The organism is Streptomyces sp. NPDC054872 (assembly GCF_053610705.1).
The window spans coordinates 229,275-255,827 of the sequence record NZ_JBSGYY010000007.1; the positions used below are offsets into that span (position 1 = coordinate 229,275).

The window sequence follows — 26,553 nt, forward strand, 5'->3', positions numbered from 1 at the left end:
ATTGTTGATGTGGCGTCAGCACCCTGGGCGAGAGATGGCCGGTTGACGATCGCCGGACAGGCTCATTTTCGGCCTGTCCGGCGGCCGGGAAGCGTCAGCGTGCGGCGCGGTTCACCGCGGAGACCGCGGCCTTCAGCGACGCACGCGTGGTGTTGGCGTCGATGCCGATGCCCCACAGGACCTTGTCACCGATGGCGCATTCGATGTACGACGCGGCCTGCGCGGAGGCTCCCTCGCTCATCGTGTGCTCCTGGTAGTCCAGGAGGCGTACGTCGATGCCGATGCCCTGCAGTGCGTGGAAGAAGGCCGAGATCGGGCCGTTGCCGGTGCCGGTCAGGACGGTGTCGGCGCCGTCGACCGTCGCCTCGACGGTCAGCGTGTCCGTGCCGTCCTTGTCCGTGGTGGTCTGGCCGTTCTTGACCTGGATGCGTCCCCACGGGTTCTGGGGGTTGGGCAGGTACTCGTCCTGGAAGATGCCCCAGATCGCGTCCGGCGTGACCTCGCCGCCCTCGGTGTCGGTCTTCGTCTGGATGATCTTGGAGAACTCGACCTGCATGCGGCGCGGCAGGTCCAGCTTGTGGTCGTTCTGCAGGACGTAGGCGATGCCGCCCTTGCCGGACTGCGAGTTGACGCGGATCACGGCCTCGTACGAACGGCCGACGTCCTTGGGGTCGATGGGCAGGTACGGGACGGCCCACTCGATGTCGTCGACCGTCTTGCCCTGCTGCTCGGCCCGCATCCCCATCGCCTCGAAGCCCTTCTTGATGGCGTCCTGATGGGAGCCGGAGAAGGCGGTGTAGACGAGGTCGCCCGCGTACGGGTGGCGGGGGTGGATCTCCATCTGGTTGCAGTACTCGGCGGTGCGGCGGATCTCGTCGATGTCGGAGAAGTCGATCTGCGGGTCGACGCCCTGCGAGAACAGGTTCATGCCCAGCGTGACCAGGTCGACGTTGCCGGTGCGCTCGCCCTGCCCGAACAGGCAGCCCTCGATGCGGTCGGCGCCGGCCATGATGGCCAGTTCGGCGGCGGCGACGGCGGTGCCGCGGTCGTTGTGCGGGTGGACGGACAGGCAGACGTGCTCGCGGCGGCTCAGGTTGCGGGACATCCACTCGAAGCGGTCCGCGTGGGTGGAGGGCGTCGAGCGCTCGACCGTGGCGGGCAGGTTCAGGATGATCTCGCGGCCCTCTTCGGGCTGCCATACGTCACAGACGGCCTCGCAGACCTCCAGGGCGAAGTCCAGCTCGGTGTCCGTGAAGATCTCGGGGCTGTACTGGTAGCCGAAGGTCGTCTCGGGGCCCAGCAGCTTCTCCGCGTACTCCATGACCAGGCGCGTGCCGTCGACGGCGATCTGCTTGACCGCGTCCTTCGAGCCACGGAAGACGACCTCGCGCCAGACGGGCGCGGTCGCGTTGTAGAGGTGGACGGTGGCGCGCTTGGCGCCGACCAGCGACTCGACCGTGCGGGAGATCAGCTCTTCGCGGGCCTGCGTCAGGACGGAGATGGTGACGTCGTCCGGGATCGCGCCGTCCTCGATGATCGACCGTACGAAGTCGAAGTCGGTCTGGCCCGACGAGGGGAAGCCGACCTCGATCTCCTTGTAGCCCATGCGGACCAGCAGGTCGAACATCTCGCGCTTGCGCGCGGGGGACATCGGGTCGATCAGCGCTTGGTTGCCGTCACGCAGGTCCGTGGAGAGCCAGCGGGGAGCGACCGTGATCCGGTTGTCGGGCCACGTGCGGTCGGGGATGTCGACCTGGTCGTACTGCCCGTACTTGTGGATCGGCATGGACGTGGCGCGCTGCAGATTCGGCTTGATGGCCATGATGCGGGGGCTCCTCGGGAGTGTCCTTAAGGACGGCCGACGGTCGCTTCGCGAGCAACACCGAACTCCGCGGGGAGGGGGTCGGCCTCGACTACAGGCCCTCGCCGCGGCAGCTAAGGAGAAGCAGCCCGTAACGCATGATGCTCCGCAGCCTAGCCGAGCCGCGCTGTGTGCGCGGGTGCGTATCAGTATGCGGGATCGCCGTCAGGTAACGGGTAAGAGGTGATCAATACCTCTATTTCACTAATCATGGTTGCAGGTAGTGACAGCGGCATGACCCAGTGCCACATTGCACGCCATGACCGCCAACCCAGGCTTCGAGCCTGTCTTCTGCACCATCATTCCGCCCCACGTGCTCGACACTCTGGCCCAGAGTGACGACGCCGCGCTCGCGGGTCCCGCCCGTCGCACCCTGGAACGGGACTCCATCGAGCGCACCCACCGCCGCCTGACCACGGTCATCGGCGCCCCGTCCGTCTCGCTGCCCAAGGAAGCCGCGGAGAGCAAGCCGCACCGCACGATCTACGACGCGAAGCACAAGACCGAGCTGCCGGGCCGCAAGGTCCGCGGCGAGGGCGAGAAGCCCGGCAAGGACGCGACCGTCAACCGCGCGTACGCGGGCCTCGGCGCGACCTTCGAGCTGTTCCTGAAGTCGTACCAGCGCAATTCCATCGACGGCAGCGGCCTGCCGATGAACGCGACGGTCCACTACGGCGAGAAGTACGGGAACGCATTCTGGAACGGCGAGCAGATGGTGTTCGGCGACGGTGACGGCGAGATCTTCCTCGACTTCACCATCCCCGTGGACGTCATCGGCCACGAGCTGACGCACGGCGTCGTCCAGTACACGGCGAACCTCACGTACTTCGGCCAGCCGGGCGCCCTGAACGAGTCCTTCGCGGACGTCTTCGGCTCGCTGATCAAGCAGTACACGCTCGGCCAGACCGCCACCGAGGCCGACTGGCTGATCGGCGCCGGGCTGCTCGCCCCGCGCGTCACGGGCACGGCACTGCGCTCCATGAAGGCGCCCGGCACGGCGTACGACGACGACGTGCTCGGCAAGGACCCGCAGCCCGCCGACATGGACCACTACGTCCGCACCGGCCGCGACAACGGCGGCGTGCACATCAACTCCGGCATCCCCAACCACGCCTTCTACCTCCTTGCCGAGGCGCTCGGCGGCAACGCGTGGGAGCGGGCCGGACAGATCTGGTACGCCGTCCTGACCGGCGGCGAGCTGGCCCAGGACGCGTCCTTCGCGGACTTCGCGAAGCTGACCGTGGCCGCGGCGCGCGACAAGTACGGCGAGGGCGAGGAGCACGGTGCGGTGGTGAAGGCGTGGTCCCAGGTCGGCGTGCCCACCAACTGACCTACCCACCCGCCTCCCCATGGAGTAGACAGGTTCCATGCGTATCCAGGTGAAGCGCACGGGAGGATTCGCGGGCATCGAGCGGCACGCCGAGGTCGACACCTCGGGACTGCCCGATGCCCACGAGTGGCAGGCCCTGGCCGAAGAGGCCGTGGCAGAGGGCCGGAGCACGCCACCGATAGGGGTGCCGGACGGCTTCAGTTACCAGCTCACCGTGGACGGACACACGGTGTACTGCTCGGATCCCCGCCTGACCGATCCACAGCGCAAGCTGATCACGCGCGTCCTCAAGGAGGGCTCGTAAAAACCTGAGCGGTGTTCACCTTTTCTGAGGCACGCCCATTGACTTCCGTACGCGACCGTACGGAAGATCGCGCCCATGGCAGCGACCCCTGCGCGCGAACCACTCCCTCAGTTCCCCCGCGACTTCGTGTGGGGGGTGTCCACCTCGGCTCACCAGATCGAGGGCGCCGTCGACGAACGCGGCCCCTCGGTCTGGGACGCGTTCACGGCGGTGCCGGGCAGGGTGAAGGACGGCACGACGGCCGCCGTCGCCTGCGACCACTACCACCGCTACCGCGAAGACGTCGCGCTCATCCGCGAGTTGGGCGTCGGCGCCTACCGCTTCTCGGTGTCGTGGCCGCGCGTGCTGCCGGGCGGGGCGGGCGAGGTGAGCGCAGCGGGCCTGGACTTCTACGACCGCCTCGTCGACGAGCTGTGCGCGGCGGGCGTCAGCCCCGTCCCCACGCTCTTCCACTGGGACACACCGCTCGCGCTCGCCGATGAGGGCGGCTGGCTGCGGCGGGACACGGCCGAGCGTTTCGCGGAGTACGCGGGCGTGGTGGCAGCGCGGGTCGGCGACCGCGCCAAGAAGTGGATCACCCTGAACGAGCCCGCCGAGCACACCCTCCTCGGTCACGCGCTCGGCCAGCACGCGCCCGGTCAGCAGCTGATGTTCGACGCGCTGCCGGTGGCGCACCACCAGCTCCTCGCCCACGGTCTCGCCGTACGGGCGCTGCGCGCGGCGGGCGTCACGGACATCGGCATCGCCAACTCGCACGGGCCCACCTGGCCGGCGTCCTCCTCGGCCGAGGACACGCAGGCGGCGGACTTCTACGACGTGCTCCTCAACCGCCTGTTCGCGGACCCGCTCATCCTGGGCCGATACCCGGACGGCATAGGTGAGTTGATGCCCGGCGGCGACATCGAGGCCGACCTGAAGGTCATCGCCGAGCCGGTCGACTGGTACGGCATCAACTTCTACCAGCCGACCAAGGTGGGCGCCCCGCTCCCGGCGGCGGCAGCGACGGAGTTCTCCGGCCTCACCCTCCCGCCCGAACTCCCCTTCTCGCCCCGGGAGATCGCGGGTCACCCGGTGACGGACTTCGGCTGGCCGGTGGTCCCCGAGTCGCTGACCGAGCTGCTCACCGGCTTCCGCGACCGGTACGGCGACCGCCTGCCACCGCTGGTGATCACCGAGAACGGCTGCTCGTACGAGGGCATCGACGACCAGCGCCGGATCGACTACCTCGACGGCCATCTGCGCGCCCTGCACCGGGCGTTGGAGGCGGGCGTGGACGTACGCGGCTACTTCGTCTGGTCCCTGATGGACAACTTCGAGTGGGCGGAGGGCTACCGGCAGCGCTTCGGCCTGGTGCACGTCGACTTCGAGGACACAGCCACTCTTGAGCGCACCCCGAAGGCGTCGTACGCATGGCTGCGCGAGACGCTGCGGGCCCAGCGGGCATGACCACGACGCCGGTCGACGCGCTGAAGGAGCCGGCCGAACGGGTCGGCCGGAGCTGGACGGCCGCGCTCTCCCTCGCCAACGGGGCGATCTGGGTCGGCTGGTACGGCCCGCTGCAGATCCTCCTGGCCCTGCAGGCGGAGGACCTCGCCCCGGCCGGCACGTCGAAGGAGACGGTGCTCGCGTGGGTGGCGGGCGTCGGGGCCCTGGTGTCCCTCGCGTCGAACCCGCTCTTCGGCGCGCTCTCGGACCGGACGGTGTCGCGCTTCGGGCGGCGTACGCCGTGGATCGTGGCGGGCGCGGCGGGCGGCGCGGCGGCGCTCCTGCTGCTCTCGGCCGCCGGGTCGGTGTGGTGGATGGCGGCGGGCTGGTGCCTGGTGCAGCTCACGCTGAACGCCGCGTTCGCCGCGGTCACGGCTGCCGTGCCGGACCGGGTGCCGCGGCTCCAGCGGGGCTCGGTCGGCGGCTGGCTGGGGGCGGCGCAGATCCTGGGCGTGGTCGTGGGCACGGGGCTCGCGACGGCCGCGGGGGGTGTGGGCGCGGGATACGCGGCGTGCGCGGTGTTCACGCTTGCGGGCGTGCTCCCGTACGTCCTGCGCCACCGGGACCTGCGCCTCGCGCCGCGGGACAGGCCGCCGTTCGCGTGGCGGTCGTTCGCCCGCGCCTTCTGGCTGAGCCCGCGCCGCTATCCGGACCTGGGGTGGGCCTGGCTGACCCGCTTCCTGATCAACCTCAGCAACGCCCTGGTCCTGCTCTATCTCCTCTACTACCTGCGGGACCGCCTGCACTACTCCGACCCGGACGAGGGCGTCCTGATCCTCACGGCGGTGAACGGCCTCACGCTGCTCGCGACGGTGGTCGTGGGCGGCGTCTGGTCGGACCGGGTGGGCCGCCGCAAGCCGTTCGTGCTCTGGTCGGGCGTCCTGATGGCGGTGGCGACGGCCCTGCTGTCCGGCTGGCAGACCTGGCCCGGCGCCATCGTCGCGGCGGCGGTGCTCGGGGTGGGCTTCGGCGTCTTCACGTCGGTGGACTTCGCCCTGATGACGGACGTCCTGCCGAAGGCCATGGACCGCGGCAAGGACATGGGCGTCATCAACATCGCCAACTCCCTGCCGCAGGTAGCGGCCCCCGCCCTGGCGGCCCCGCTCGTGACGCACTTGGGCGGCTACCGGGTGCTGTACCTGGTGGCGGCGGTGATCGGGCTGGCGGGGGCGCTGCTGGTGTGCCGGATCAAGGGCGTCGAGTGAGACGGGTTGAGCCCGTCCGGCGATTGAGGACGAACTCGGCGGAGCCGGTGATCTGCCGAGCCACGTACACCCCGCTCAAAAGCCAAGCTTGCGCAACTGCTTCGGGTCGCGCTGCCAGTCCTTGGCGACCTTCACGTGCAGGTCCAAGAAGACCGGCGTACCGAGGAGGGCCTCGATCTGCTGGCGGGACTTGATCCCGACCTCCTTGAGGCGCTTGCCCTTCGGGCCGATGATGATGCCCTTCTGGCTGGGGCGCTCGATGTATACGTTCGCGTGGATGTCGAGCATCGGCTTGTCCGCGGGCCGGTCCTGGCGCGGCAGCATCTCCTCCACCACCACGGCGATGGAGTGCGGCAGCTCGTCCCGCACGCCCTCGAGCGCGGCCTCGCGGATCAGCTCGGCGACCATGACCTGCTCGGGCTCGTCCGTGAGGTCGCCCTCGGGGTAGAGCGGCGGGCTCTTCGGAAGCATCGGGACGATCAGATCGGCGAGCAGCTGGACCTGCTTGTCGCCGACCGCCGAGACCGGCACGATCTGCGCCCACTCGAAGCCGAGCTCCTTGCCGAGCTGGTCGATGGCGATGAGCTGCTCGGCGAGCGTCTTGCTGTCGACGAGGTCGGTCTTCGTCACGACCGCGATCTTCGGCGTCTTCTTGATGCCGGCCAGTTCCTTGGCGATGAAGCGGTCACCGGGGCCGAGCTTCTCGTTCGCGGGCAGACAGAAGCCGATGACGTCGACCTCGGCCCACGTGGTCCGCACCACGTCGTTGAGCCGCTCGCCGAGCAGCGTGCGCGGCTTGTGGAGCCCGGGGGTGTCCACCAGGATCAGCTGGGCGTCGGGCCGGTGCACGATGCCGCGGACCGTGTGCCGCGTGGTCTGCGGCTGGTTCGCGGTGATCGCCACCTTCTGGCCGACCAGAGCATTCGTAAGGGTGGACTTGCCCGCGTTGGGGCGGCCGACGAAGCAGGCGAAGCCGGCGCGGTGGGCCGCCCCCGACGATTCTGACGGCTCGGATGACTCGGTACGAACGCTCATGGCGCCCATTCTCCCTGATCGCCGGAGGGCCGCAGCACCCCGAGGCGCCCTCGGGCCGCCGATCGGGCCCCGGCAGGCCGTCCGTGAGCCTCCGGAAACCCTCGCGCAACACGAAACACGACGGAAACGCCCGGGTGCCCGTTCCGAAACGCGGGGCGGTGACGCTCTCCCTCTGCCCCCACCCGGAGGAGAGATTCCCCGTGCAGTCGCAGTTCGCGTACCCCCTCACGACCCTGGCCGCGGCCGAGGGCCCCGACACCGGCGACACCGCCTGGCTGCTCGCGGCCACCGCACTCGTCCTGCTGATGACGCCGGGCCTCGCGCTCTTCTACGGCGGCATGGTCCGCACGAAGAGCGTCCTCAACATGCTCCTGATGTCCTTCGTCTCGATCGCCCTGGTCACGGTGGTGTGGCTGCTCGCCGGCTACTCGCTCGCGTTCGGCGACGACGCGTTCGGGGGGCTGATCGGCGGCCTCGACCATCTCGGCATGGCGGGCATCGGCCCGAGCACGCTCACCGGGACGGTCCCCACCCTCCTCTTCACCACCTTCCAGCTCACTTTCGCGATCCTCACCACGGCACTGATCAGCGGCGCGATCGCGGACCGCGCGAAGTTCGCGGCGTGGATGATCTTCGTGCCGCTCTGGGCGCTGCTCGTATACGTTCCCGTGGCGCACTGGGTGTGGGGCCCGGACGGCTGGATCTCCTCGTCCCTCGGCGCGCTGGACTTCGCGGGCGGCCTGGTCGTCGAGATCGCGTCCGGCGCCTCCGGTCTCGCGCTCGTCCTGGTCATCGGCCCGCGCATCGGCTTCAAGAAGGACGCGATGCGTCCGCACAACCTGCCGATGGTGCTGATGGGCGCGGGCCTGCTCTGGTTCGGCTGGCTCGGCTTCAACGGCGGCTCGGCGCTCGGCGCGAACGGCCTCGCGGCGGCCTCCCTCCTGAACACGCTGCTCGCCGGCTGCACGGGCCTGCTCGGCTGGCTCTTCGTGGAGCAGAAGCGCGACGGCCACCCCACCACCTTCGGCGCGGCGTCGGGCGCGGTGGCGGGTCTCGTCGCCATCACCCCCGCGTGCGGGGTCGTCGGGGTGCTCGGCGCCGCGGTGGTCGGTCTCGCGGCCGGGGTGGTCTGCTCGTACGCCGTGGCGTGGAAGTTCCGCTTCGACTACGACGACTCGCTGGACGTGGTGGGCGTCCACCTGGTCGGCGGTGTCATCGGCACGCTCCTGATCGGCCTGTTCGCGACGGCCACGATGACGGACGGCGCGGGGGGCCTCTTCTACGGGGGCGGGCTCGGCCAGTTGGGCAAGCAGACGGTGGCGGTGCTCGCGGTGGCGGCGTACACGTTCTCGGTGACGTACGGCATCGGCAAGGCGATCGACAAGCTCATGGGCTTCCGGGCGTCGGCGGAGGACGAGCAGACGGGCCTCGACCAGACGCACCACGCGGAGACGGCCTACGATCACGGCGTCCTGGTCAGCCCGATGAAGGGGAGCACCGTCCGATGAAGCTCGTTACCGCGGTCATCAAGCCGTTCCGCCTGGACGAGGTGAAGACCGCGCTCCAGGAACTGGGCGTCCAGGGCCTCACCGTCACGGAGGCGAGCGGGTACGGACGCCAGCGGGGGCACACGGAGGTGTACCGGGGCGCGGAGTACCAGGTGGACCTGGTCCCGAAGGTGCGGGTGGAGGTCGTCGTGGAGGACCCCGACCTCGACCCGGTCATCGACGCGATCGTGCGCGCGGCGTCCACGGGCAAGATCGGTGACGGAAAGGTGTGGGCGGTCCCGGTGGAGACGGTGGTACGGGTACGGACGGGGGAACGGGGCCCGGACGCGGTGTGATTCTCCCGACCCCGCCCCTTTTGCCGGACGGGCTGGATTTCCGGCCCGTCCGGCGATTGAGGACGAACTCGGCGAAGCCGGTGATTGACGGCGACCGAGGCTCCCGCGCCAGAGCGGGTTTTCGGGAAGGGGCGGGGTGGGGGAAAGGTCAGTTCGCTTGAACCTGCGCCCGAATCTCCCCATCGGTCCCCGCAAGGAACACCGGCGTCCCGGCCCCGCCGAGGTCCCGCACAGCGGAAAGGTCCTCCGCGGAAAGTGCCTCCGCGGACGAGACAACCGCAGCCGCTTCGAGCGACTCCGCCCCGGACGCCACGGCCATCGCCACGGCGGTACGCAGCGCGGAGAGCTGAAGGGAGGCAAGCGCGACGGTCCCGGCGACATACGTCCGCCCCGTCTCGTCCCGCACAGCGGCCCCCTCGGCCACCCCGTTCCGCGCCCGCGCCGAACGAGCCAGCGTCACGATCTTCCGGTCCTCAGCGTCAAGCGCAGCACTCTCGGTCATACGCCGAGCATACGGAGCGAAGGGCCCTACCCCGCCACCGGGTACATGGACCCCCGCCGCCCCTCCGGCGACGCCAGCCACTCCAGTTTCGCCGCGGTCTCCGCCTCCGGCAGCGGCGTGTGCAGCACGATCGTGAGGTCGGGCCGCGCCGGCACCCGCAGGGCCGTCGACTCGACGTGCAACGCCCCCACCAGCGGATGCGTGAGCTCCTTGTGCACCTGCCCCGCGGGCCGCACGTCCCGCCGCTCCCACAGCTCGGTGAACTCCTCGCCCGCCGCCTCCCGCAGCTCGGCGAGGACCGCCTGGAACCCCTCGTCGTCCGGGGTCTCCGAGCACGACGCGCGGAACTGCGCGACGACCGTCTCCGCGTTCGTCCGCCAACTCACGCTCCGGGAGCGGTAGATGGGGTCCGTGAAGAAGTCCACGATGCAGTTCTGGGTGATCTCGGGTCGCATCCCGAAGACCATCCCCGCGGCGTCGTTGTACATGACGCAGTTGTAGTAGCGGTCCATGATGTGCGCCGGGTACGGCATCCACGTGTCGATCAGGCGCTGCATCCCCTGGCACATGTCCCGGTCGGCCTGCTCGACCTCGGGGGCCGGCGGATTGAGACCGGCGAGGACGTACAGGTGGCGGCGCTCGGTGCTCGACAGCTTCAGGACGCGTCCCACGGAGTCGAGGACCTGCGGCGACACCGAGATGTCGCGGCCCTGCTCGAGCCACTGGTACCAGGACGCGCCGACCCCGGCGAGGACGGCGACCTCCTCGCGGCGCAGACCCGGCGTACGCCGCCGCGCGCCGCCGTCCGGGAGGCCGGCCTCCGCGGGGCTGACCCGGGCGCGGCGGCTCATCAGGAACTCGCGCAGTTCGCCGAGCCGCCGTGCCTTGGCCTCGTCCCGGGGCCGCACGGCCGCCGCCTCACTCGTCCCTGCCATCCGCGGATTCCCCCCTGCCTGGTGTTACGACCACCAGCATAAGTTCCCGCTCCCCACGGGTATTCCGGACGCCCGAAGCTCGTTGCCATGGCGATCGACACCACCACTCCCCCGTCCACGAGGACAACGGCCCCCACCCCACAGCCCCGGTCCAAGGCCGGGGCGCCCCAGCTCTCCTCCCGCGACAGACTCGTCCTCTTCGTGCTCTGCGCCGCCCAGTTCATGGTCGCGCTCGACTTCTCCGTGCTGAACGTGGCGCTGCCCGTGCTCGGCGCCGACCTGGGCATGAGCCAGTCCGCGCTGCAGTGGGCGGTGACGGCGTTCGCCCTTCCCTCCGGCGGTTTCCTGCTCCTCTTCGGCCGCACCGGCGACCTGTTCGGCCGCCGCAAGCTGTTCATCGGCGGCCTCGCGCTCTTCGGCCTCGCCTCGCTCCTCGCCACCTTCGCCTGGGACCCGGCGTCCTTCCTCGCCGGGCGCGCGCTGCAGGGCGTGGGAGCGGCGGCCATCGTGCCGACCGGCATGTCCCTGCTCACCACGACGTTCCCCGAGGGCCCGCAGCGCGACCGGGCGCTCGGAATATCCGGCACGCTGCTCTCGCTCGGCTTCACGGTGGGCATGGTCCTGGGCGGCGTACTCACCGACACGCTCGGCTGGCGCTCCACGATGGGTCTGCTGACGCTTTTCGCGCTGATCGTGCTGCCGCTCGCGCCGCGCCTCCTGCCCGAGTCCCGCACCCCGGACCGCCCCCGCCTCGACATCCCCGGCGCGGTCACCGTCACCGGCGGTCTGCTCGCCCTGATCTACGCGCTCTCCACGGCGGCCGAGCGCGGCTTCGGCGGCGCGGACGTCATCGTCACGCTGACCGCGGGCGTGCTGCTGCTCGCGGCCTTCGGATACGTCGAGTCGCGCGCCGCGTCCCCGCTCGTCTCGCTGCCGATGCTGCGGCGGCGGACGGTGGCGTGGGGCAACCTGGGCGGTCTCGTCACGTTCTCGATGATGTCGGCGGTCATCTTCGTCCTCACGCTGTACCTCCAGGAGGTCCTGGAGCTCTCCGCCTTCCGGACCGGTCTGGTCTTCGGCGTGCAGGGCGTGCTCTCGGTGGTCGCCGGGATCTACGCGCCCAAGGTGATCAGCCGCTTCGGAGCGCGCCGCACTCTCGTGGTCTCGCTGCTCGGCCAGGGTCTGTTGATCGCGACGCTGCTCGGCATCGACGAGGGCTCCTGGTCGGTCTGGCTCGCCACGGCGGGAGTGTCGGTGGCGAGCATGTTCCACCTCGGCGCGATCATCTCGTACGGCGTGACGGTCACGTCGGGCGTCCCGGACGAGGAGCAGGGCCTGGCCACGGGCCTGGTGACGTCCACCCAGCAGGTGGGCATCACGATCGGCATCCCGCTCCTGGGAGTCCTCGCGACCACGAACACGGATCTCCTGGCGGGAACGCGGACGGTGCTCCTGATCGACGCGGCGGTCCTGCTCGTGACGGCCGCCCTGGTGGCGGCTGGCCTGCGCACCCGGCGCGGCGCCTAGGGCCGGTCGAGACGGAGCCGTACGGCCTTCGGGAGACCGGCGACGACCAGGTCGTACGAGTCCTCGATGAGCTCCCGGACCTGCTGGTCCGGGAGCTTCGCGTCGACGGTCACGGTGTTCCAGTGCCGCTTGTTCATGTGCCATCCCGGCGCGATCTCCGGGTGCGCCTCCCGCAACTGGACCGCCATGTCGGGCTCGCACTTCAGGTTCACGTTCAGCGGCTCCGCGTCCAGCGAGGTGAGCGCGAACATCTTGCCCGCGACCTTGAACACCGAGGTCTCGGGGCCGAACGGAAACTCCTCCGCCGCGTCGTTGAACGACAGGCAGAACGTGCGCAGCTCCTGTGGCGTCACTCCGGGGTCTCCTTCTCCGCGCCCGCCGGCGCGAGCGGCTCCACGAGCACCGTCACGATCTTGTTCCGCCGCCCGGCCGCGGATTCAGCGGTGAGCCGCAGATCACGGCCGTCCGGCAGCGGCACAAGCGCGGACGCGTCGGCGATCGGCACCCGGCCGAGCGCCTTGGCGAGCAGACCACCGACCGTCTCGACGTCCTCGTCGTCGAACTCGTCGAGCCCGAAGAGCTCACCGAGGTCGCCGATGTCGAGGCGTGCGGTGACGCGGTAGCAGCCGTCGTCGAGCTCCTCGACGGGCGGCAGCTCACGGTCGTACTCGTCGGTGATCTCGCCGACGATCTCCTCGAGGATGTCCTCGATGGTGACGATGCCCGCCGTGCCGCCGTACTCGTCGATGACCACGGCGACGTGGTTGCGCTCCTGCTGCATCTCCCGCAGCAGGTCGCCCGCGTTCTTCGTGTCGGGCACGAACGTCGCCGGGCGCATCGCCGTCGACACCAGGTCCGACTCGCTGTCGCGGTTGATGTGCGTCTTGCGGGCCAGATCCTTGAGATAGACCATGCCGACGACGTCGTCCTCGCTCTCACCCGTCACCGGGATGCGCGAGAAGCCGGACCGCAGCGCGAGCGTGAGCGCCTGCCGGATGGTCTTGAAGCGCTCGATGGCGACCAAGTCAGTCCGGGGCACCATGACTTCGCGTACGAGGGTGTCACCGAGCTCGAAGACGGAGTGCACCATGCGGCGCTCGTCGTCCTCGATGAGGGATTCCTTCTCCGCGAGGTCGACCATCGCCCGCAGCTCGGCCTCGGAGGCGAACGGGCCGCGCCTGAAGCCCTTGCCGGGCGTGAGCGCGTTGCCGATGAGGATCAGGAGCGGCGGGATCGGGCCCATGATGCGGGCGAGCGGCAGCAGGACGTACGCGGCGGCGGTCGCCGTGTTGAGCGGGTGCTGGCGGCCGATGGTGCGCGGCGAGACCCCCACGGCCACGTACGACACGAGGACCATCACCGCGATGGCGATGGCCAGCGCCTCCCAGGTCTCGGGGAACTCCTTCAGGCAGGCGTACGTCACCAGGGACGCCGCCGCCATCTCGCACGCCACGCGCACGAGCAGCGCCACGTTCAGGTAGCGGGTGGGGTCGGCGGCGACCTGCGCGAGCTTGGCGCTGCCGCGCCGCCCGGAGCGGGCAGCCTCCTCGGCGCGGAAGCTGGAGACGCGGGCGAGGCCCGCCTCGGCGCAGGCCGCGAGCCAGGCGACGACGACCAGGGCGACGGCGCCCGCGATCAGCTGAAAACTCATGGGCCTACGAGACCGTGGGCGCCGGAGAGGGGCCCGTCAGGCCGTTCTCCCCGCGCCAGCCGTCGACGATGGCCGCCTGGAGGCCGAACATCTCGGCCTTCTCGTCCGGCTCCTCGTGGTCGTACCCGAGCAGGTGAAGCACCCCGTGGACGGTGAGCAGCTGGAGCTCCTCGTCCATGGAGTGCTCCGTGGGCGCTTCCTTGCCCTGCTTGGTGGCGACCTCGGGGCAGAGCACGATGTCTCCGAGGAGGCCCTGCGGGGGCTCCTCCTCGTCCTTGGCCGGCGGGCGCAGTTCGTCCATGGGGAAGGACATGACGTCCGTCGGCCCCGGCAGGTCCATCCACTGGATGTGGAGCTGCTCCATGGCGTCCTCGTCCACGACGATCACCGAGAGCTCGGAGAGCGGGTGGATGCGCATCCGCGCGAGGGCGTAACGGGCGATGTCGAGGATCGCCTGCTCGTCGACCTCGGTCCCGGACTCGTTGTTGACGTCGATCGACATGGCGCTGGCTTCGCTACTTCCCGTGTTTCTGGTTCTGCTGCTTCTGGTTCTGCTGGCTGTCGTCGTACTTCTCGTACGCGTCGACGATACGGCCGACGAGCTTGTGCCGGACGACATCGTGGGACGTGAGCCGCGAGAAGTGCACGTCGTCGATGCCCTCGAGGATGTCCTGGACCTGGCGCAGACCCGACTTCGTGCCGTTCGGCAGGTCTACCTGGGTGACGTCGCCCGTGATCACGATCTTCGACTCGAAGCCGAGGCGGGTGAGGAACATCTTCATCTGCTCGACGCTGGTGTTCTGCGCCTCGTCGAGAATGATGAAGGCGTCATTGAGGGTGCGACCGCGCATGTACGCCAGCGGCGCGACCTCGATGGTGCCCGCCGCCATCAGACGCGGGATCGAGTCCGGGTCGAGCATGTCGTGCAGCGCGTCGTACAACGGCCGCAGATACGGGTCGATCTTCTCGTAGAGCGTGCCCGGCAGGAAGCCGAGCCGCTCACCGGCCTCGACGGCGGGTCGGGTCAGGATGATGCGGTTGACCTGCTTGGCCTGGAGGGCCTGCACGGCCTTGGCCATGGCCAGGTAGGTCTTGCCGGTGCCCGCGGGGCCGATGCCGAAGACGATGGTGTTCTTGTCGATGGCGTCGACGTAGCGCTTCTGGTTGAGCGTCTTGGGGCGGATCGTGCGGCCGCGGGACGAGAGGATGTTCTGCGTGAGGACCTCGGCCGGGGTCTCCTGGCCGTCGCCCTCTCCTGCCTCGTCCGCCCTGAGCATGGCGATCGAGCGTTCCACTGCGTCCTCCGTCATCGGCTGACCGGTGCGGAGCACCAGCATCATCTCGTCGAACAGTCGCTGGATGAGGGTGACTTCATGGGCGTCACCGACAGCGCTGATCTCATTGCCCCGGACATGGATGTCGGCCGCCGGGAAGGCCTTCTCGATCACGCGCAACAGGGCGTCTCCGGAACCGAGCACCGTCACCATCGGGTGGTTGGCCGGGACGGTGAAATGTGCTCGCGACTGGCCCTGGGCAGGGGTACGAGCTGTGGGTGTCTGAGTCATGGGCCGGCACTTAGGCCTGCTCATCCTCCTCATGCGGGGCTTGGTGGCCGCTCGACAGCCTTGCACTGCCAAGAGTACGACGCACCACTGTCACCGCCGTAGGGCTTTTCCACTCCGGTCACGCACGAGTGTGCGACTTCCGGCGGCGGCTACGCCGACCGGAACCCGATCGTGGGCACCGCGCGCCGCAGCGGCCACGGACGCGTGGCCTCCGGAAGCAGCCCCTCCAGGAACCCGTACCTGCGCAGCGCCACGGGGTCCTGGTCGTCGACCTCCCGCACGGTCCGCCACCATGTGGCGACCTCCGCCCAGCCCGGCGCCGAGAGGGAGCCGCCGAACTCCTGGACCGAGAGCGCCGCCGTGAGCCCCGCGAAGGCGAGCCGGTCGGCGAGGGGCCACCCGGCGAGGGTGCCGGTCACGAAACCCGCCACGAAGACATCACCGGCCCCCGTGGGATCGAGCGCCTCGACCGCGATGGCCGGAACCTCGGCGGTCTCGCCGGTCCGCCCGTCCACCGCGTACGCCCCTTCGGCACCCAGCGTCACCACGGCGAGCGGCACGTGTTCGGTCAGCGCACGCGCGGCGGCCCGGGGGCACTGCGTGCGCGTGTACCGCATGGCCTCCTCCGCGTTCGGCAGGAACGCCTCGCAATGCCGCAGGTCCGGGAGCCCCGCCAGGTCCCAGCGGCCGGTGTCGTCCCAGCCCACGTCGGCGAAGATCCGTGTGCCCTCGCGCGCGGCCTCGGCGATCCACGGGGAGCGCGCGCCGGGCGTCAGGGAGGCGACCGCGGCGCGCGCGCGTGGCGGGCAGGCCGGGGCGCCGCCGTCCGGGGATGTGGCGTCGGGCGGCGGCTCGTGCCCGTGGCTGACCATGGTCCGCTCGCCCTCGTAGGCCATGGAGACGGTCACCGGTGAGTGCCAGCCGGGCACGGTGCGTGAGGTCGCGAGGTCGATGCCCTCGCCCTGTTCCAGCGCGTCCCAGCAGTACTCCCCGTAGTGGTCGTCCCCGAACGCCGCCGCCAGCGAGGTGCGCAGGCCGAGCCGGGCCAGCGCGGTCGCCATGTTGGCGACGCCGCCGGGGCTCGACCCCATGCCGCGCGCCCAGGATTCGGTGCCGCGCACGGGCGCCGAGTCGAGCCCGGTGAAGATGATGTCGAGGAAGACCGTGCCGGTGAGGAAGACGTCGCAGGGCGGATCGCCTGCTCTGCGGGCTCCCTTGAGCGGGTCGATGCTGGGTTTGAGAGGTACGACCATGCAGGGACGGTAACGGACGAAGCTTCGCTCGGGCGGTGCGGCAAACGCCGCGGGGGCCGATTTTTCGGCCCCCGCGGCGTTTGGGGAGCGAGGTCCGGGGTGTGGACCGGGGAAAGCGGCACCCGCTACCACCCACCGCGCCACTAGCCGCCGAGCCGCGCCTCCACGAGGTCGGCCGCACGGGCCGTGCCCCCCTCGGCCCGCACCTCCGCCTTCAGGCGCGCGACCCGGAGCGCGACGTCGGCGTCGGACGTCAGCTCCAGCAGTGCGCGGCGCAACGCGTCAGCCGTCGCGTCGGCCGTGTCGATCCGCCGCGCGACCCCCAGTTCCACGAGCCGGTCCGCGTTGAGCGGCTGCTCGGCGCCCTGCGGTACGGCGATCATCGGCACTCCGCTGAAAAGGCCCTCGCTGCTGCTGCCCATGCCCGCGTGCGTGACGAACGCGTCGGCCTGCTCCAGGATCGCCAACTGCGGAACCCACGAGCGCACTTCCACGTTCCCCGGCACCTCGCCCAGTTCCGCGGGATCCACGTGCTTGCCGATCTGCAGCACCACGTGCCACCCGGCGAGCCCGCCGAACGCCTCCACGCACCGCCGGTAGAACTCGGGCTGCTGCGTGTACGCGGAGCCCAGCGACACGAGCAGCACCTTCTCGGCGCTCTCGGGCCGCTGCCAGCCGCCCTGCGCCGAGCGGTCGCCGAAGCAGGGCCCGACGAAGGCGACCCGCTTCGGGTCGACCCGGTCGGCGAACAGCTGCATGGCACGGGGGATCGTGGCCACGGCGTGTTCCGGCGTGCCCGAGAAGGTGTCCACATCCAGGGTCGTGGCCCCGCATCCCGCGAGCCACTCGCCGAACCGCGCCTGAAGTTCGGCGGCCCCCGGCAGCTGCTTCAACTGCGCCCCGACCTCCTCCTGGTAGCCGTCCCAGGACACGAAGGTGGGCGACAGCTGCACGAACGGCCGCCCCTGCGCCTCGGCGAGCGCGCGGGCGACGTACGCGCCGATGTCGTACAGATACAGATCGGCGGGATCGTCGTCGTAGAACGAGCGCAGCTGCGGGAGCACCGCCATCGCGTCGTCGAGGAACAGACCGCTGGCGGCGATCGGATCCTCGGGCCAGACGTTCTCCTTGAACGGCAACCCCGATGTGCACGGGACGAGTTCGGCGCCGGTGGGCTCGATCAGCTCACGCGTCGCCGGGTCGTTGGCGTACGTCACCCGGTGCCCGCGCGCCACGAGTTCGCGGATGATCTCCAGGCCGGGCAGCACGTGACTGACCATCGGGACGCCGACCATGGCGATATGGGCAGGGCGACGGGATGTTTGACGATGCATGGGCGAACCGTAGGCCCGCCCTTCGCGATCAGTCGAAGGAATATCCCGCGACCTCGGCGAGGTACCGCGTCCGCAGTGCCTCGTCCTGTGCGCTGCCGTCGAGGAAGGACGCCTCGAAGGAGTTCCGCGCGAGCTCCCGCAGCCGTTCCTGGTCGATCGCCAGGGCTTCCCGTACGGCGTGGAAGGTGTCGTCCACATAGCCGCCGAAGTACGCGGGGTCGTCGGAGTTGACCGTGCACAGCAGCCCGGCGTCCATCATCCGCGCCAGGGGATGCTCTTCGAGTACGTCGATGGCGCGCAGCCGGACGTTGGACAGCGGGCACAGCGTCAGCGGCACCCGCTCACGCACGAGGCGTTCGACCAGCTCCGGGTCCTCCATGCAGCGCAGCCCGTGGTCGATGCGCTCGACGCCGAGAACGTCAAGGGCCTCGGTGATGTACGCGGGCGGCCCCTCCTCGCCCGCGTGCGCGACCCGGCGCAGGCCGAGCGCTGCCGCCGCCTCGTACACCTCGCGGAACTTGGCGGGCGGGTGCCCGACCTCGGCGGAGTCGAGCCCGACGCCGATGATGCGGTGCAGATGGGGCTTGGCGGCTTCCAGCGTCTGCAGGGCGGACTCGGCGGACTCGTCGCGCAGGAAGCACATGATGAGCTTGGTCGAGATCCCGTGCCGCTCGACACTGCGGTCGAGGGCGCGCCCGAGCCCCTCGATCACCGTTCCGATGCCGACGCCGCGCGCCATGTGCGCCTGCGGGTCGAAGAAGATCTCCGCGTGCCGCACGCCCTGGCTGGCCGCTCGCGCCAGATAGGCGTCGGCGAGCTCCTCGAAGTCCGCCTCGGTCCGCAGAACGGCCATCAACCCGTAGTACAGGTCGAGAAAGGACTGCAGATCATCGAAGAGATAGGCCTTGCGGAGCTCTTCGGTGTCCGCGTACGGGAGCGTCACGCCGTTGCGGGCGGCGAGGGAGAAAGCGAGCTCGGGTTCGAGCGTCCCCTCGATGTGGAGGTGGAGTTCGGCTTTGGGAAGGGGCATGGCGGCGGCTCACTCAGGTGGTTCGTTTGGGCAGAGGTACACGCAGCAGGTCTTTGGCGACGGTGAGTTCACCGTCGAATCCCGCGTCCCGGGCCTGCTGCTCGAAAACGCCGGGGTCGGGGTAGCGCTGACTGAAATGGGTCAGCACGAGATGCCGGACACGGCCGTCCACGGCGACCCGGGCGGCTTGCCCCACGGTCAAGTGCCCGTGATCGAGAGCCAGTTGTTCGTCCTCGTCCAGGAACGTGGATTCGATGACGAGCATGTCGCAGCCGTCGGCAAGGGCGCGGACGCCGTCGCAGAGGCGGGTGTCCATCACGAAGGCGAACTTCTGCCCCCGCCGCACCGCGCTCACCTCGTCGAGCGTGACGCCCCGCAGCGAGCCTTCCCGCTGCAGGCGGCCCACGTCGGGCCCGGCGATGCCGCGCTCGGCGAGCAGCTCCGGAAGTATCCGCCGGCCGTCGGGCTCGGTGATGCGGTAGCCGAAGGACTCGACGGGGTGCGAGAGCTTGACGGCGTCCAGCGCGAAGGAGGGGGTGACGGCCAAGGGGCCGTCGTCCGACACGGGCTCCTGGACGAGGGCGACGGTCTCGCGGTAGGCGGTGGCGTACCGGAGCCGGTCGAAGAAGTGCTGCCCGGAGCGCGGGAAGTGCACGGTCACGTCGTGCGGGACGCGATCCAGGTTGATGCGCTGGATGACCCCCGGCAGGCCGAGCGAATGATCGCCGTGGAAATGCGTGACGCAGATCCGGTGCAGGTCGTGCGCCGCGACCCCGGCACGCAGCATCTGGCGCTGCGTGCCCTCGCCGGGGTCGAAGAGGATGCCCTGCCCGTCCCAGAGCAGGACGTACCCGTTGTGGTTGCGGTGCCGGGTGGGGACCTGGCTGGCGGTGCCGAGGACCACCAGTTCACGGACGGACAAGGGCGCTTATCCCGGAGGCCACTGCAGGCCGCGTCCGCCGAGGACGTGGGCGTGCGCGTGGAAGACGGTCTGGCCCGCGCCGGTACCGGTGTTGAAGACGATGCGGTAGCTCTCCGCCTTCTCCTCGGCGGCGACCTCGCCGGCCTCGCGCAGGACGTCTGCGGCGATGGTGGGTTCGGCGGCGGCGAGGGCGGCGGCGTCCGGGTAGTGCGCCTTGGGGATGATCAATACGTGGCTGGGGGCCTGCGGGTTGATGTCCCGGAAGGCGACGGTCGTGTCCGTCTCCCTGACGAGGGTCGCGGGCACGTCCCCCGCGACGATCTTGCAGAACAGGCAGTCAGCCTGCGGTTCTCCCGCCATGCGGTGCCTCCGGTCCTCGCTCTTCACTGGTCCACCCGCATGCTATCCGGCGACCTCAGGACCCCGGCAGCTCCGGTGCCGTCTTGGGAGGTGTCGTCTCCAGGGAAGCCAGTGCCAGGCGGATCGCCTCGTCCAGTTGCGGGTCCCGGCCCGCCGCGTGGTCCTCCGGGGTCGTCACCACCTCCACGTCCGGGTCGACCCCGTAGTTCTCGACGCCCCAGCCGTAGCCCTCCAGCCAGAACGCGTACTTCGGCTGGGTCACCAGCGTCCCGTCCACCAACCGGTACCGGCTGTCGATGCCGATGACGCCGCCCCACGTCCGCGTCCCCACCACGGGCCCGATCCCCAGCGCCTTGATCGCCGCGTTCACGATGTCCCCGTCGGAGCCGGAGAATTCGTTGGCGACGGCGACGACGGGCCCGCGCGGCGCGTCCGCCGGATAGCTGAAGGGCCGCGCGCCCCGCGGCAGGTCCCAGCCCACGATCTTGCGGGCCAGCTTCTCCACCACCAGCTGGGACGTGTGCCCGCCACGGTTCTCCCGTACGTCCACCACGAGACCGTCCCGGGCCACCTCCACCCGCAGGTCCCGGTGGATCTGCGCCCAGCCGGGGGCCTGCATGTCCGGCACGTGCAGGTATCCGAGCCGCCCGCCCGACCGCTCGTGGACGTACGCACGCCGGTCCACGACCCAGGCGTGGTACCGCAGCGGCTCCTCGTCGTCGACGGGGATCACCACCGCGTGCCGCGGGTCGCCCCCGCCCGCGGGCGACACCGTCAGCTCCACCGGCTTGCCCGCCGTGCCCACGAGGAGCGGGCCGGGGCCCACCACCGGATCGACCGGGCGCCCCGCGACGGCCAGCAAGGCGTCCCCGGCACGCACCGCGACGCCGGGGGCGGCGAGCGGCGACCTGGCGGCGGGATCAGAGGTCTCGGAGGGCAGGATGCGGTCGATGCGCCACGCGCCGTCCGCGCCGCGCGAGACGTCCGCGCCGAGCAGCCCCTGGCGCAGCGCCGAACTCCCCCGGGTTCCGCCGCCCATGACGTACGCGTGCGAGGTGCCGAGCTCTCCGGCGACCTCCCACAGCAGGTCCACTAGGTCGTCGTGGGTGGCCACCCGGTCGAGCACCGGACGGTACCGGTCGAGTACGCCGTCCCAGTCGATCCCGCCCAGGTCGGGACGCCAGAAGTTGTCCCGCATGAGGCGCCCGGCCTCGTCGTACATCTGGCGCCATTCGGCGGCGGGGTCGACGGTCTGCCTGACCCGTGTGAGGTCGACGGTGATGTTCGAGTCGGAGCTCTCGTCCCCGGAGGCACGCCGGTCGCTCGGCACGACCTTCAGCTTTCCGTCGGCCCACAGCAGCACCCGCTTGCCGTCCCCGCTGACGGCGAAGTGGTCGGCGTCCGATGCCAGTTCCTCGATGCGCTGCTGGACCAGGTCGTAGCGCTCGAGCTCGGTCTGCGGGTAGGGGTCGGACGGGGTGGCCCGGGACGCGCCGAGGACGCCCCGCACGGGGTGCCGCAGCCACAGGACGCCGTCCTTGGCGGCCCGCAGCGTCGAGTACCGGGCGGCCTCGACCGGGAACGGCACGATGCGGTCGGCGAGACCGTCGAGGTCGATGCGGGTGACGGGCGAGCCCTCGCTGTCCGGGGTCTCGTCCTTGTCGGGAGCCTCGAAGGGCCGCCCATGGCGCTGCGGCCCGAAGGGCGAGGGCGTGGTGGCGGCAAGGGTGATGAGGTGGGGCCGCGATCCTCCGACGAAGGCGAGGTCGAAGACGTGCTCGTCGTAGACGGGGTCGAAGGCCCGCGCGGACAGGAACGCCAGATGCTTCCCGTCGAGGGTGAACGCGGGCGCGTAGTCACGGAACCGCAGTGGCGTCGCGTCGGACACCGAGAGATCGGCCGTGTTGGCCAGCTTCAGCTGCCGCAGTGGACTCGGCCCCGGATGCGACCACGCGAGCCAGGCCGAGTCGGGCGAGAAGACGAGCCCGGTGGCGTCGCCGTGCTCCCCGCGGTCGACCTCACGCACCTCACCGCTCTCCCGCTCGACAAGGAGCACCCGGCCGTCGTGCGAGGCGACGGCGGCCCGGCTCCCGTCGGGTGCCACGGCGAGCCCGAGGACCCGGCCCAGCTGCCCGGCGGCGATCCTGCGCGGGGTGGCGCCGGGCGCGAGGCCCGTGGCCGGCGCGAACTGGAGCGCGTCGTCGCCCTCCGCGTCCGTCACCCAGACGACGTGTTCCTCGCCGTCGACCCGGAACGTGCGCGGCAGCCGTGCGCGCACCCCGTGCTCGGCGGCGAGCGCGCGGGCGGGCCCCTCGCGGTGCGTCACCCAGTGCACGCCGCCGCGCACGGAGACGGCGCTGCCCCGCCCCGTGTGGTCGGGAGCGGCCGCACCGAACCAGCGTGCCGCGCTCACGGGGTGCGGCTGGAGGTCGGCGCGCTGGCCGCCGAGGCGGATGTCGAGACGGCGGGGCGCGGCGTCCACCAGGTCGTCCAGGAGCCAGAGTTCACCCGCCGACGCGTACACGACGCGCGTGCCGTCGGTAGCGGCGTGCCGGGCGTAGAAACCGTCGATGCCGGTGTGCCTGCGCAACTCGGAGCCGTCGGCGAGCGAGGAGTAGACGGCTCCGACGCCCTCGTGATCGGAGAGAAAGGCGACACGCTCACCCACCCACAGCGGGTACTCGATGTTCCCGTCGAGCTCTTCGTGGACGCGTACGAAGCGGGCCTCGCCGCCGTCCGCGTCCGTGCCGGTGTCCCCGCGCCGGATCCAGAGCTTGCCCGCCGTGCCGCCGCGGTAGCGCTTCCACCAGGCGGCCTCGCGCCCCATCGGCGCGGAGAGCAGCAGGACCTGGCCGTCCCGGGGGCCGTACGCGACATCGCCCACGAGTCCGTACGGCAGCGTGTCCGCAGGCCCGCCGTCCAGCGGGACGGCCCGCGCCCAGCTGCGGCGCAGCGAGGCCTGGCCTGCCGTGCTGACGGCGAGGACCCGCCCGTCCGGGGTCCAGCCGCGTACCGAGGTGCGTGAACTGCCCCAGTACGTAAGGCGCTCGGAAGGTCCGCCGTCGGCCGGGGCGACATGCACCTCGGGGGCGCCGTCACGCGTGGACGTCCAGGCGACGGTGGTCCCGTCCTGGGAGAACCGGGGGTGGTTCACCGGCATGTTGTCGGCGCTGACGCGCCACGCCCGGCCGCCGTCGAGCGGCGCGACCCAGACGTCGTCCTCGGCGGTGAAGGCGACCAACTCGCCGCGCAGATGGGGAAACCGGAGATACGCAGAGTGCCCAGTCAGTGTCACACGGCCAGCCTAGGCAGGGTCGGCGGAGCCGGACAGGGTTTTGGATCACTTGCCCCTGATGCACGAGCAGCTCGGATGGGGCGTGACGGTCACCGTGACGGTCGCGACGGGCGGCTGGTCGGGCTCGTCCGGCTGGTCCGGCTGGTCCGGGTCCTGCGGCTGCTCCGATGTGTCGCCTCCGGCGCAGTCGCCGAGCACGTCCACCCGGAACCACTGCTTGCCGTCGACCTTGGCGGTGAGGTTGCCGCGTACGCAGCGCCCGTCGACGACGGACCACACCGAACCCTTGACGGTGATGTCGCTGGTGCCGTCCGAGCTCTTGTCGTTCTTGGCCTGACCCTGGCAGTCGACGGTGGCCGCGGCGTCCCGGTCGGGGGAGCCGCTGGACGGTGTGACCTTGGACTCGTAGCGGGCGGTGCAGCTGATCCACAGCACGTCGAGTTGCTGCCGCTCCAGCTCCTTGGTCGCCATCTCGTCCGTGGTGATGGCGATGGCCGCGGTGTTCATGCCGCCGGCGGTCGGATCACACGCGGCGGCCCCGATCACCGCCGCCCCCGCGAACCCGACGGCGTACAGCTCCCGGCGGCGCCGTCCACGTACCTCCACCGCACGATCTCGTATGCGCCTCAATGCCCCCATGGGCGGCAGAGTGCCACTGCGAGCCGCCTGACGACAGTCCCCTTTGCGTCCAACTCCCGCGAGGCCCTGAGCAGTTGACCGGCTTCAGCCGCGCAGCAGCAGCCACTCCTGCAACTCCACCAAGTTCCCTTCCGGGTCCTTGAGATGGGCGGCCCGCATGCGGTCGGTCAGCGGGGCGGGCCCCTGGGCGATGACACCGCCGCGCCCGACGATCTGCCCGCAGTACGCGTCGAGGTCGTCGACCCGGAGCACCACCAGTGAGCGGTGGCCGGTCGCCGACTCGTCCAGCTCGTCGAGGAGCCGGGCCATCATCGAGCGGTCCTGGAGCGCGATCCCCGCGGAACCGACCGCGGGACTGAACTTCTCGTACGGCCCGTGCACCGCCCCCGACTGCGGCTTGAGGCCGAGGATGTCGGCGTAGAAGCGGTAGCAGGCACTGAAGTCCGATACGAGCAGCCGTACTTGGGCCAGTTCCACGGCATCTCCCTCACCCGGCGCGGGAGTTCAGGACCAGCGGCCCGTGCGCCCCAGGAGCAGCGCGGCCGCCGCCGTCCCCGCGGTCGACGTACGCAACACGCTACGCCCCAGGCGGTACGGCTTCGCCCCCGCGTCCGCGAAGGCCGCGAGCTCGTCCGGTGACACGCCACCCTCGGGGCCGACGACGAGGACGATGTGCCCGGCCGCCGGGAGACCGGCCGTGGCCAGCGGCTCGCTGCCCTCCTCGTGCAGGACCGCGGCGAGGTCGGCGGAGGCGAGCAGCGCCGCCACCTGTTTCGTCGACATGGCGTCCGCCACCTCGGGGAACCGCACCCGGCGGGACTGCTTGCCGGCCTCGCGCGCCGTGGCCCGCCACTTGCCGAGCGCCTTGAGCCCGCGCTCGCCCTTCCACTGCGTGATGCAGCGCGACGCGGACCAGGGCACGATCGCGTCGACGCCGGTCTCCGTCATGGTCTCGACGGCGAGTTCACCGCGGTCGCCCTTGGGCAGGGCCTGTACGACGGTGATGCGGGGCTCCTGCGGCTCCTCTTCGCGTACGGAGACCATCCGCAGGATCAGCCGGTCCTTGCCCTCGGTGTCCTCGACCACGCAGTTCGCCCAGCGCCCGGCCCCGTCGGTCAGGACGACGTCCTCACCGGCGTGCAGCCGCTTCACGGAGACGGCATGGCGCCCTTCGGGGCCGTCGAGGACGTAGCGTCCGTCGCCACCCGCGGCCGCCTTCTCGATGGGCTCGAAGGTCTCGACGACGAAGACGGGCGCGGTCACGCCTGGCCCCCCGGCTGGTCCCCCTGCTGCCCTCCGGCCGCCAACGCTGCCTTCGACTCGGCCAGTTCGGCCGCGAGGACCTCCACGAGCTGCCCGGCGGGAAGCTCGCGCGCCATGCGGTGGCCCTGCCCCGCCCACAGCGCCATGCCCTGCGCGTCACCGGCCTTGGCCGCGGCCTTGCGCAGACCGCTGGTGAGGTGGTGGACCTGGGGGTAGGCGGCGGGGGCGTAGGGACCGTGCTCCCGCATGAAGCGGTTGACCAGGCCCCGCGCGGGGCGCCCCGAGAAGGCCCGGGTCAGCTCGGTGCGGGTGAACAGCGGGTTGGTCATGGCCTGCTTGTGCAGGGCGTTCGCGCCCGACTCGGGGCAGACCAGGAAGGCCGTGCCGAGCTGCGCGGCGTCCGCGCCGGCCGCGAGCACCGCGGCGATCTGCGAGCCGCGCATCAGACCGCCGGCCGCGACGATCGGGATCTGCACGGTGTCGCGCACCTGCGCGATGAGCGAGAGGAGGCCGAGCCCCGCGCCGTCCGTCTCGGGGTTGTCGCGGTGCGTGCCCTGGTGGCCGCCCGCCTCGATGCCCTGGACGCACACGGCGTCGGCACCCGACCACTGGGCGGTCTGAGCCTCCTCGGGCGAGGTGACGGTGGCGACGGTGATGGTGCCGACGCGGGCGAAGGCGTCGAAGACGTCGCGGGTGGGGCAGCCGAAGGTGAACGACACCAGCGGCACCGGGTCCTCGACGAGGATCGCCAGCTTGGCGTCGTAGCCGTCGTCGCGGCCACTGTCCGGGTCGCCGAGCTGCGTCTCGTACCAGGAGGCCTCACCGGCGAGCTGGTTGCGGTAGACGTCGACGGCGGCGGCGTCCGCGTACTCGGGCTGCGGCATGAACAGGTTCACGCCGAACGGCCGGCTCGTGAGCCCCCGCAGCTGTTTGATCTCCTGGTACATCCCGTCGGCGGTTTTGTATCCGGCGGCGAGATATCCGAGCCCCCCGGCTTCGGAGACGGCCGCGGCGAGCTGGGGGCACGAGGCGCCGCCCGCCATGGGGGCCTGCACGATCGGTAGGCGGCAGAGATCGGTCAGTGCGGTGGGCATGAACGCATCGTGCCATGCCCTGGGCGGGCGGCCGAATCGCCCCTTGCGCCTTGCCCGCGGGCGCCTGCGGCGGGCTACAGACTTTCCTGCCCACCCACCCGGCACCCCGCAGAAATCGGC

General features: G+C 70.9%; 25 protein-coding genes. 7 read left to right on the plus strand and 18 right to left on the minus strand.

Going from position 1 to position 26,553, the window contains the following annotated elements; all coding sequences use genetic code 11:
* Positions 1-94: 94 nt before the first annotated feature.
* Complete coding sequence (gene leuA / locus ACWGIH_RS11590; RefSeq protein ID WP_453447502.1) at positions 95-1,822, minus strand: 2-isopropylmalate synthase; 1,728 nt, start codon at positions 1,820-1,822, stop codon at positions 95-97.
* Between the two features lie 298 nt (positions 1,823-2,120).
* On the opposite strand from leuA, the gene ACWGIH_RS11595 reads away from it, so the two are divergent.
* The 4 genes from ACWGIH_RS11595 (at position 2,121) to ACWGIH_RS11610 (ending at position 6,185) form a co-directional block, all read left to right on the plus strand.
* Positions 2,121-3,191 (plus strand): M4 family metallopeptidase, encoded by a 1,071-nt coding sequence (locus ACWGIH_RS11595; protein WP_453447500.1) that lies wholly within the window; start codon positions 2,121-2,123, stop codon positions 3,189-3,191.
* Positions 3,192-3,228: 37 nt separating this feature from the next.
* The gene (locus ACWGIH_RS11600; RefSeq protein ID WP_451203520.1) at positions 3,229-3,495 is read left to right on the plus strand and encodes a protealysin inhibitor emfourin; all 267 of its coding nucleotides are present in this window, start codon (positions 3,229-3,231) and stop codon (positions 3,493-3,495) included.
* A gap of 75 nt (positions 3,496-3,570) precedes the next feature.
* Positions 3,571-4,941 (plus strand): GH1 family beta-glucosidase, encoded by a 1,371-nt coding sequence (locus tag ACWGIH_RS11605; protein WP_453447499.1) that lies wholly within the window; start codon positions 3,571-3,573, stop codon positions 4,939-4,941.
* Complete coding sequence (locus ACWGIH_RS11610) at positions 4,905-6,185, plus strand: MFS transporter (protein WP_453510296.1); 1,281 nt, start codon at positions 4,905-4,907, stop codon at positions 6,183-6,185. Before ACWGIH_RS11605 ends, ACWGIH_RS11610 begins: the two co-directional genes overlap by 37 nt.
* A gap of 75 nt (positions 6,186-6,260) precedes the next feature.
* Here the strand turns inward: ACWGIH_RS11610 and era are convergent, their stop codons facing one another.
* Positions 6,261-7,229: a GTPase Era gene (gene era / locus ACWGIH_RS11615; protein ID WP_453447496.1), complete on the minus strand. Its 969-nt coding sequence runs from the start codon at positions 7,227-7,229 to the stop codon at positions 6,261-6,263.
* A gap of 191 nt (positions 7,230-7,420) precedes the next feature.
* Here era and ACWGIH_RS11620 point away from each other — a divergent pair, with 191 nt between their 5' ends.
* Both ACWGIH_RS11620 and ACWGIH_RS11625 read left to right on the plus strand, forming a co-directional pair.
* A complete protein-coding gene (locus ACWGIH_RS11620; RefSeq protein WP_453447495.1) occupies positions 7,421-8,728 on the plus strand; it encodes an ammonium transporter in 1,308 nt (435 codons plus the stop codon).
* Positions 8,725-9,063, plus strand: a complete 339-nt coding sequence (locus ACWGIH_RS11625) for a P-II family nitrogen regulator (RefSeq protein WP_453447493.1) — start codon at positions 8,725-8,727, stop codon at positions 9,061-9,063. The genes ACWGIH_RS11620 and ACWGIH_RS11625 overlap by 4 nt, the downstream gene beginning before the upstream one ends.
* Positions 9,064-9,211: 148 nt before the next feature.
* Here the strand turns inward: ACWGIH_RS11625 and ACWGIH_RS11630 are convergent, their stop codons facing one another.
* Complete coding sequence (locus ACWGIH_RS11630; RefSeq protein ID WP_453447491.1) at positions 9,212-9,565, minus strand: cytidine deaminase; 354 nt, start codon at positions 9,563-9,565, stop codon at positions 9,212-9,214.
* Between the two features lie 26 nt (positions 9,566-9,591).
* Positions 9,592-10,500, minus strand: a complete 909-nt coding sequence (locus ACWGIH_RS11635; RefSeq protein WP_453447490.1) for a helix-turn-helix transcriptional regulator — start codon at positions 10,498-10,500, stop codon at positions 9,592-9,594.
* Positions 10,501-10,587: 87 nt separating this feature from the next.
* Here ACWGIH_RS11635 and ACWGIH_RS11640 point away from each other — a divergent pair, with 87 nt between their 5' ends.
* On the plus strand, positions 10,588-12,027 hold the full coding sequence (locus ACWGIH_RS11640) for an MFS transporter (protein WP_453691630.1): 1,440 nt from the start codon (positions 10,588-10,590) through the stop codon (positions 12,025-12,027).
* On the opposite strand, the gene ACWGIH_RS11645 is transcribed toward ACWGIH_RS11640, so the two are convergent.
* The 14 genes from ACWGIH_RS11645 to ACWGIH_RS11710 all read right to left on the minus strand — a co-directional run bounded on the left by ACWGIH_RS11645 (position 12,024) and on the right by ACWGIH_RS11710 (position 26,433).
* Positions 12,024-12,380 carry an MmcQ/YjbR family DNA-binding protein gene (locus ACWGIH_RS11645; protein WP_453452820.1) on the minus strand — a complete coding sequence of 119 codons (357 nt, stop codon included), beginning with the start codon at positions 12,378-12,380 and terminating at the stop codon, positions 12,024-12,026. The genes ACWGIH_RS11640 and ACWGIH_RS11645 overlap by 4 nt on opposite strands.
* Complete coding sequence (locus ACWGIH_RS11650; protein WP_453452818.1) at positions 12,377-13,678, minus strand: hemolysin family protein; 1,302 nt, start codon at positions 13,676-13,678, stop codon at positions 12,377-12,379. Before ACWGIH_RS11650 ends, ACWGIH_RS11645 begins: the two co-directional genes overlap by 4 nt.
* 4 nt (positions 13,679-13,682) lie before the next feature.
* A complete protein-coding gene (gene ybeY, locus ACWGIH_RS11655; RefSeq protein WP_365817103.1) occupies positions 13,683-14,180 on the minus strand; it encodes an rRNA maturation RNase YbeY in 498 nt (165 codons plus the stop codon).
* Positions 14,181-14,193: 13 nt separating this feature from the next.
* Entirely contained in the window at positions 14,194-15,243 is a 1,050-nt protein-coding gene (locus ACWGIH_RS11660) for a PhoH family protein (protein WP_453452816.1), read from the minus strand.
* Positions 15,244-15,392: 149 nt separating this feature from the next.
* Entirely contained in the window at positions 15,393-16,496 is a 1,104-nt protein-coding gene (locus ACWGIH_RS11665) for a carbohydrate kinase family protein (protein WP_453452814.1), read from the minus strand.
* 143 nt (positions 16,497-16,639) lie between these two features.
* Positions 16,640-17,830: a macrolide family glycosyltransferase gene (locus tag ACWGIH_RS11670; RefSeq protein ID WP_453450841.1), complete on the minus strand. Its 1,191-nt coding sequence runs from the start codon at positions 17,828-17,830 to the stop codon at positions 16,640-16,642.
* Between the two features lie 28 nt (positions 17,831-17,858).
* Positions 17,859-18,860 (minus strand): adenosine deaminase, encoded by a 1,002-nt coding sequence (locus ACWGIH_RS11675; RefSeq protein ID WP_453450840.1) that lies wholly within the window; start codon positions 18,858-18,860, stop codon positions 17,859-17,861.
* A 13-nt stretch (positions 18,861-18,873) separates the two neighbouring features.
* A complete protein-coding gene (locus ACWGIH_RS11680) occupies positions 18,874-19,782 on the minus strand; it encodes a ribonuclease Z (RefSeq protein WP_453450839.1) in 909 nt (302 codons plus the stop codon).
* A 6-nt stretch (positions 19,783-19,788) separates the two neighbouring features.
* The gene (locus ACWGIH_RS11685) at positions 19,789-20,142 is read right to left on the minus strand and encodes a histidine triad nucleotide-binding protein (RefSeq protein WP_453450838.1); all 354 of its coding nucleotides are present in this window, start codon (positions 20,140-20,142) and stop codon (positions 19,789-19,791) included.
* Between the two features lie 55 nt (positions 20,143-20,197).
* Positions 20,198-23,431 carry a S41 family peptidase gene (locus tag ACWGIH_RS11690; protein WP_453450843.1) on the minus strand — a complete coding sequence of 1,078 codons (3,234 nt, stop codon included), beginning with the start codon at positions 23,429-23,431 and terminating at the stop codon, positions 20,198-20,200.
* A gap of 51 nt (positions 23,432-23,482) precedes the next feature.
* Positions 23,483-24,043, minus strand: a complete 561-nt coding sequence (locus ACWGIH_RS11695) for a hypothetical protein (protein ID WP_453450837.1) — start codon at positions 24,041-24,043, stop codon at positions 23,483-23,485.
* Positions 24,044-24,160: 117 nt separating this feature from the next.
* A complete protein-coding gene (locus ACWGIH_RS11700) occupies positions 24,161-24,553 on the minus strand; it encodes a VOC family protein (protein WP_453450836.1) in 393 nt (130 codons plus the stop codon).
* A 27-nt stretch (positions 24,554-24,580) separates the two neighbouring features.
* Complete coding sequence (locus ACWGIH_RS11705; protein WP_453450835.1) at positions 24,581-25,339, minus strand: 16S rRNA (uracil(1498)-N(3))-methyltransferase; 759 nt, start codon at positions 25,337-25,339, stop codon at positions 24,581-24,583.
* Positions 25,336-26,433 carry a nitronate monooxygenase gene (locus tag ACWGIH_RS11710; protein WP_453450834.1) on the minus strand — a complete coding sequence of 366 codons (1,098 nt, stop codon included), beginning with the start codon at positions 26,431-26,433 and terminating at the stop codon, positions 25,336-25,338. Before ACWGIH_RS11710 ends, ACWGIH_RS11705 begins: the two co-directional genes overlap by 4 nt.
* Between the last annotated feature and the right edge of the window lie 120 nt (positions 26,434-26,553).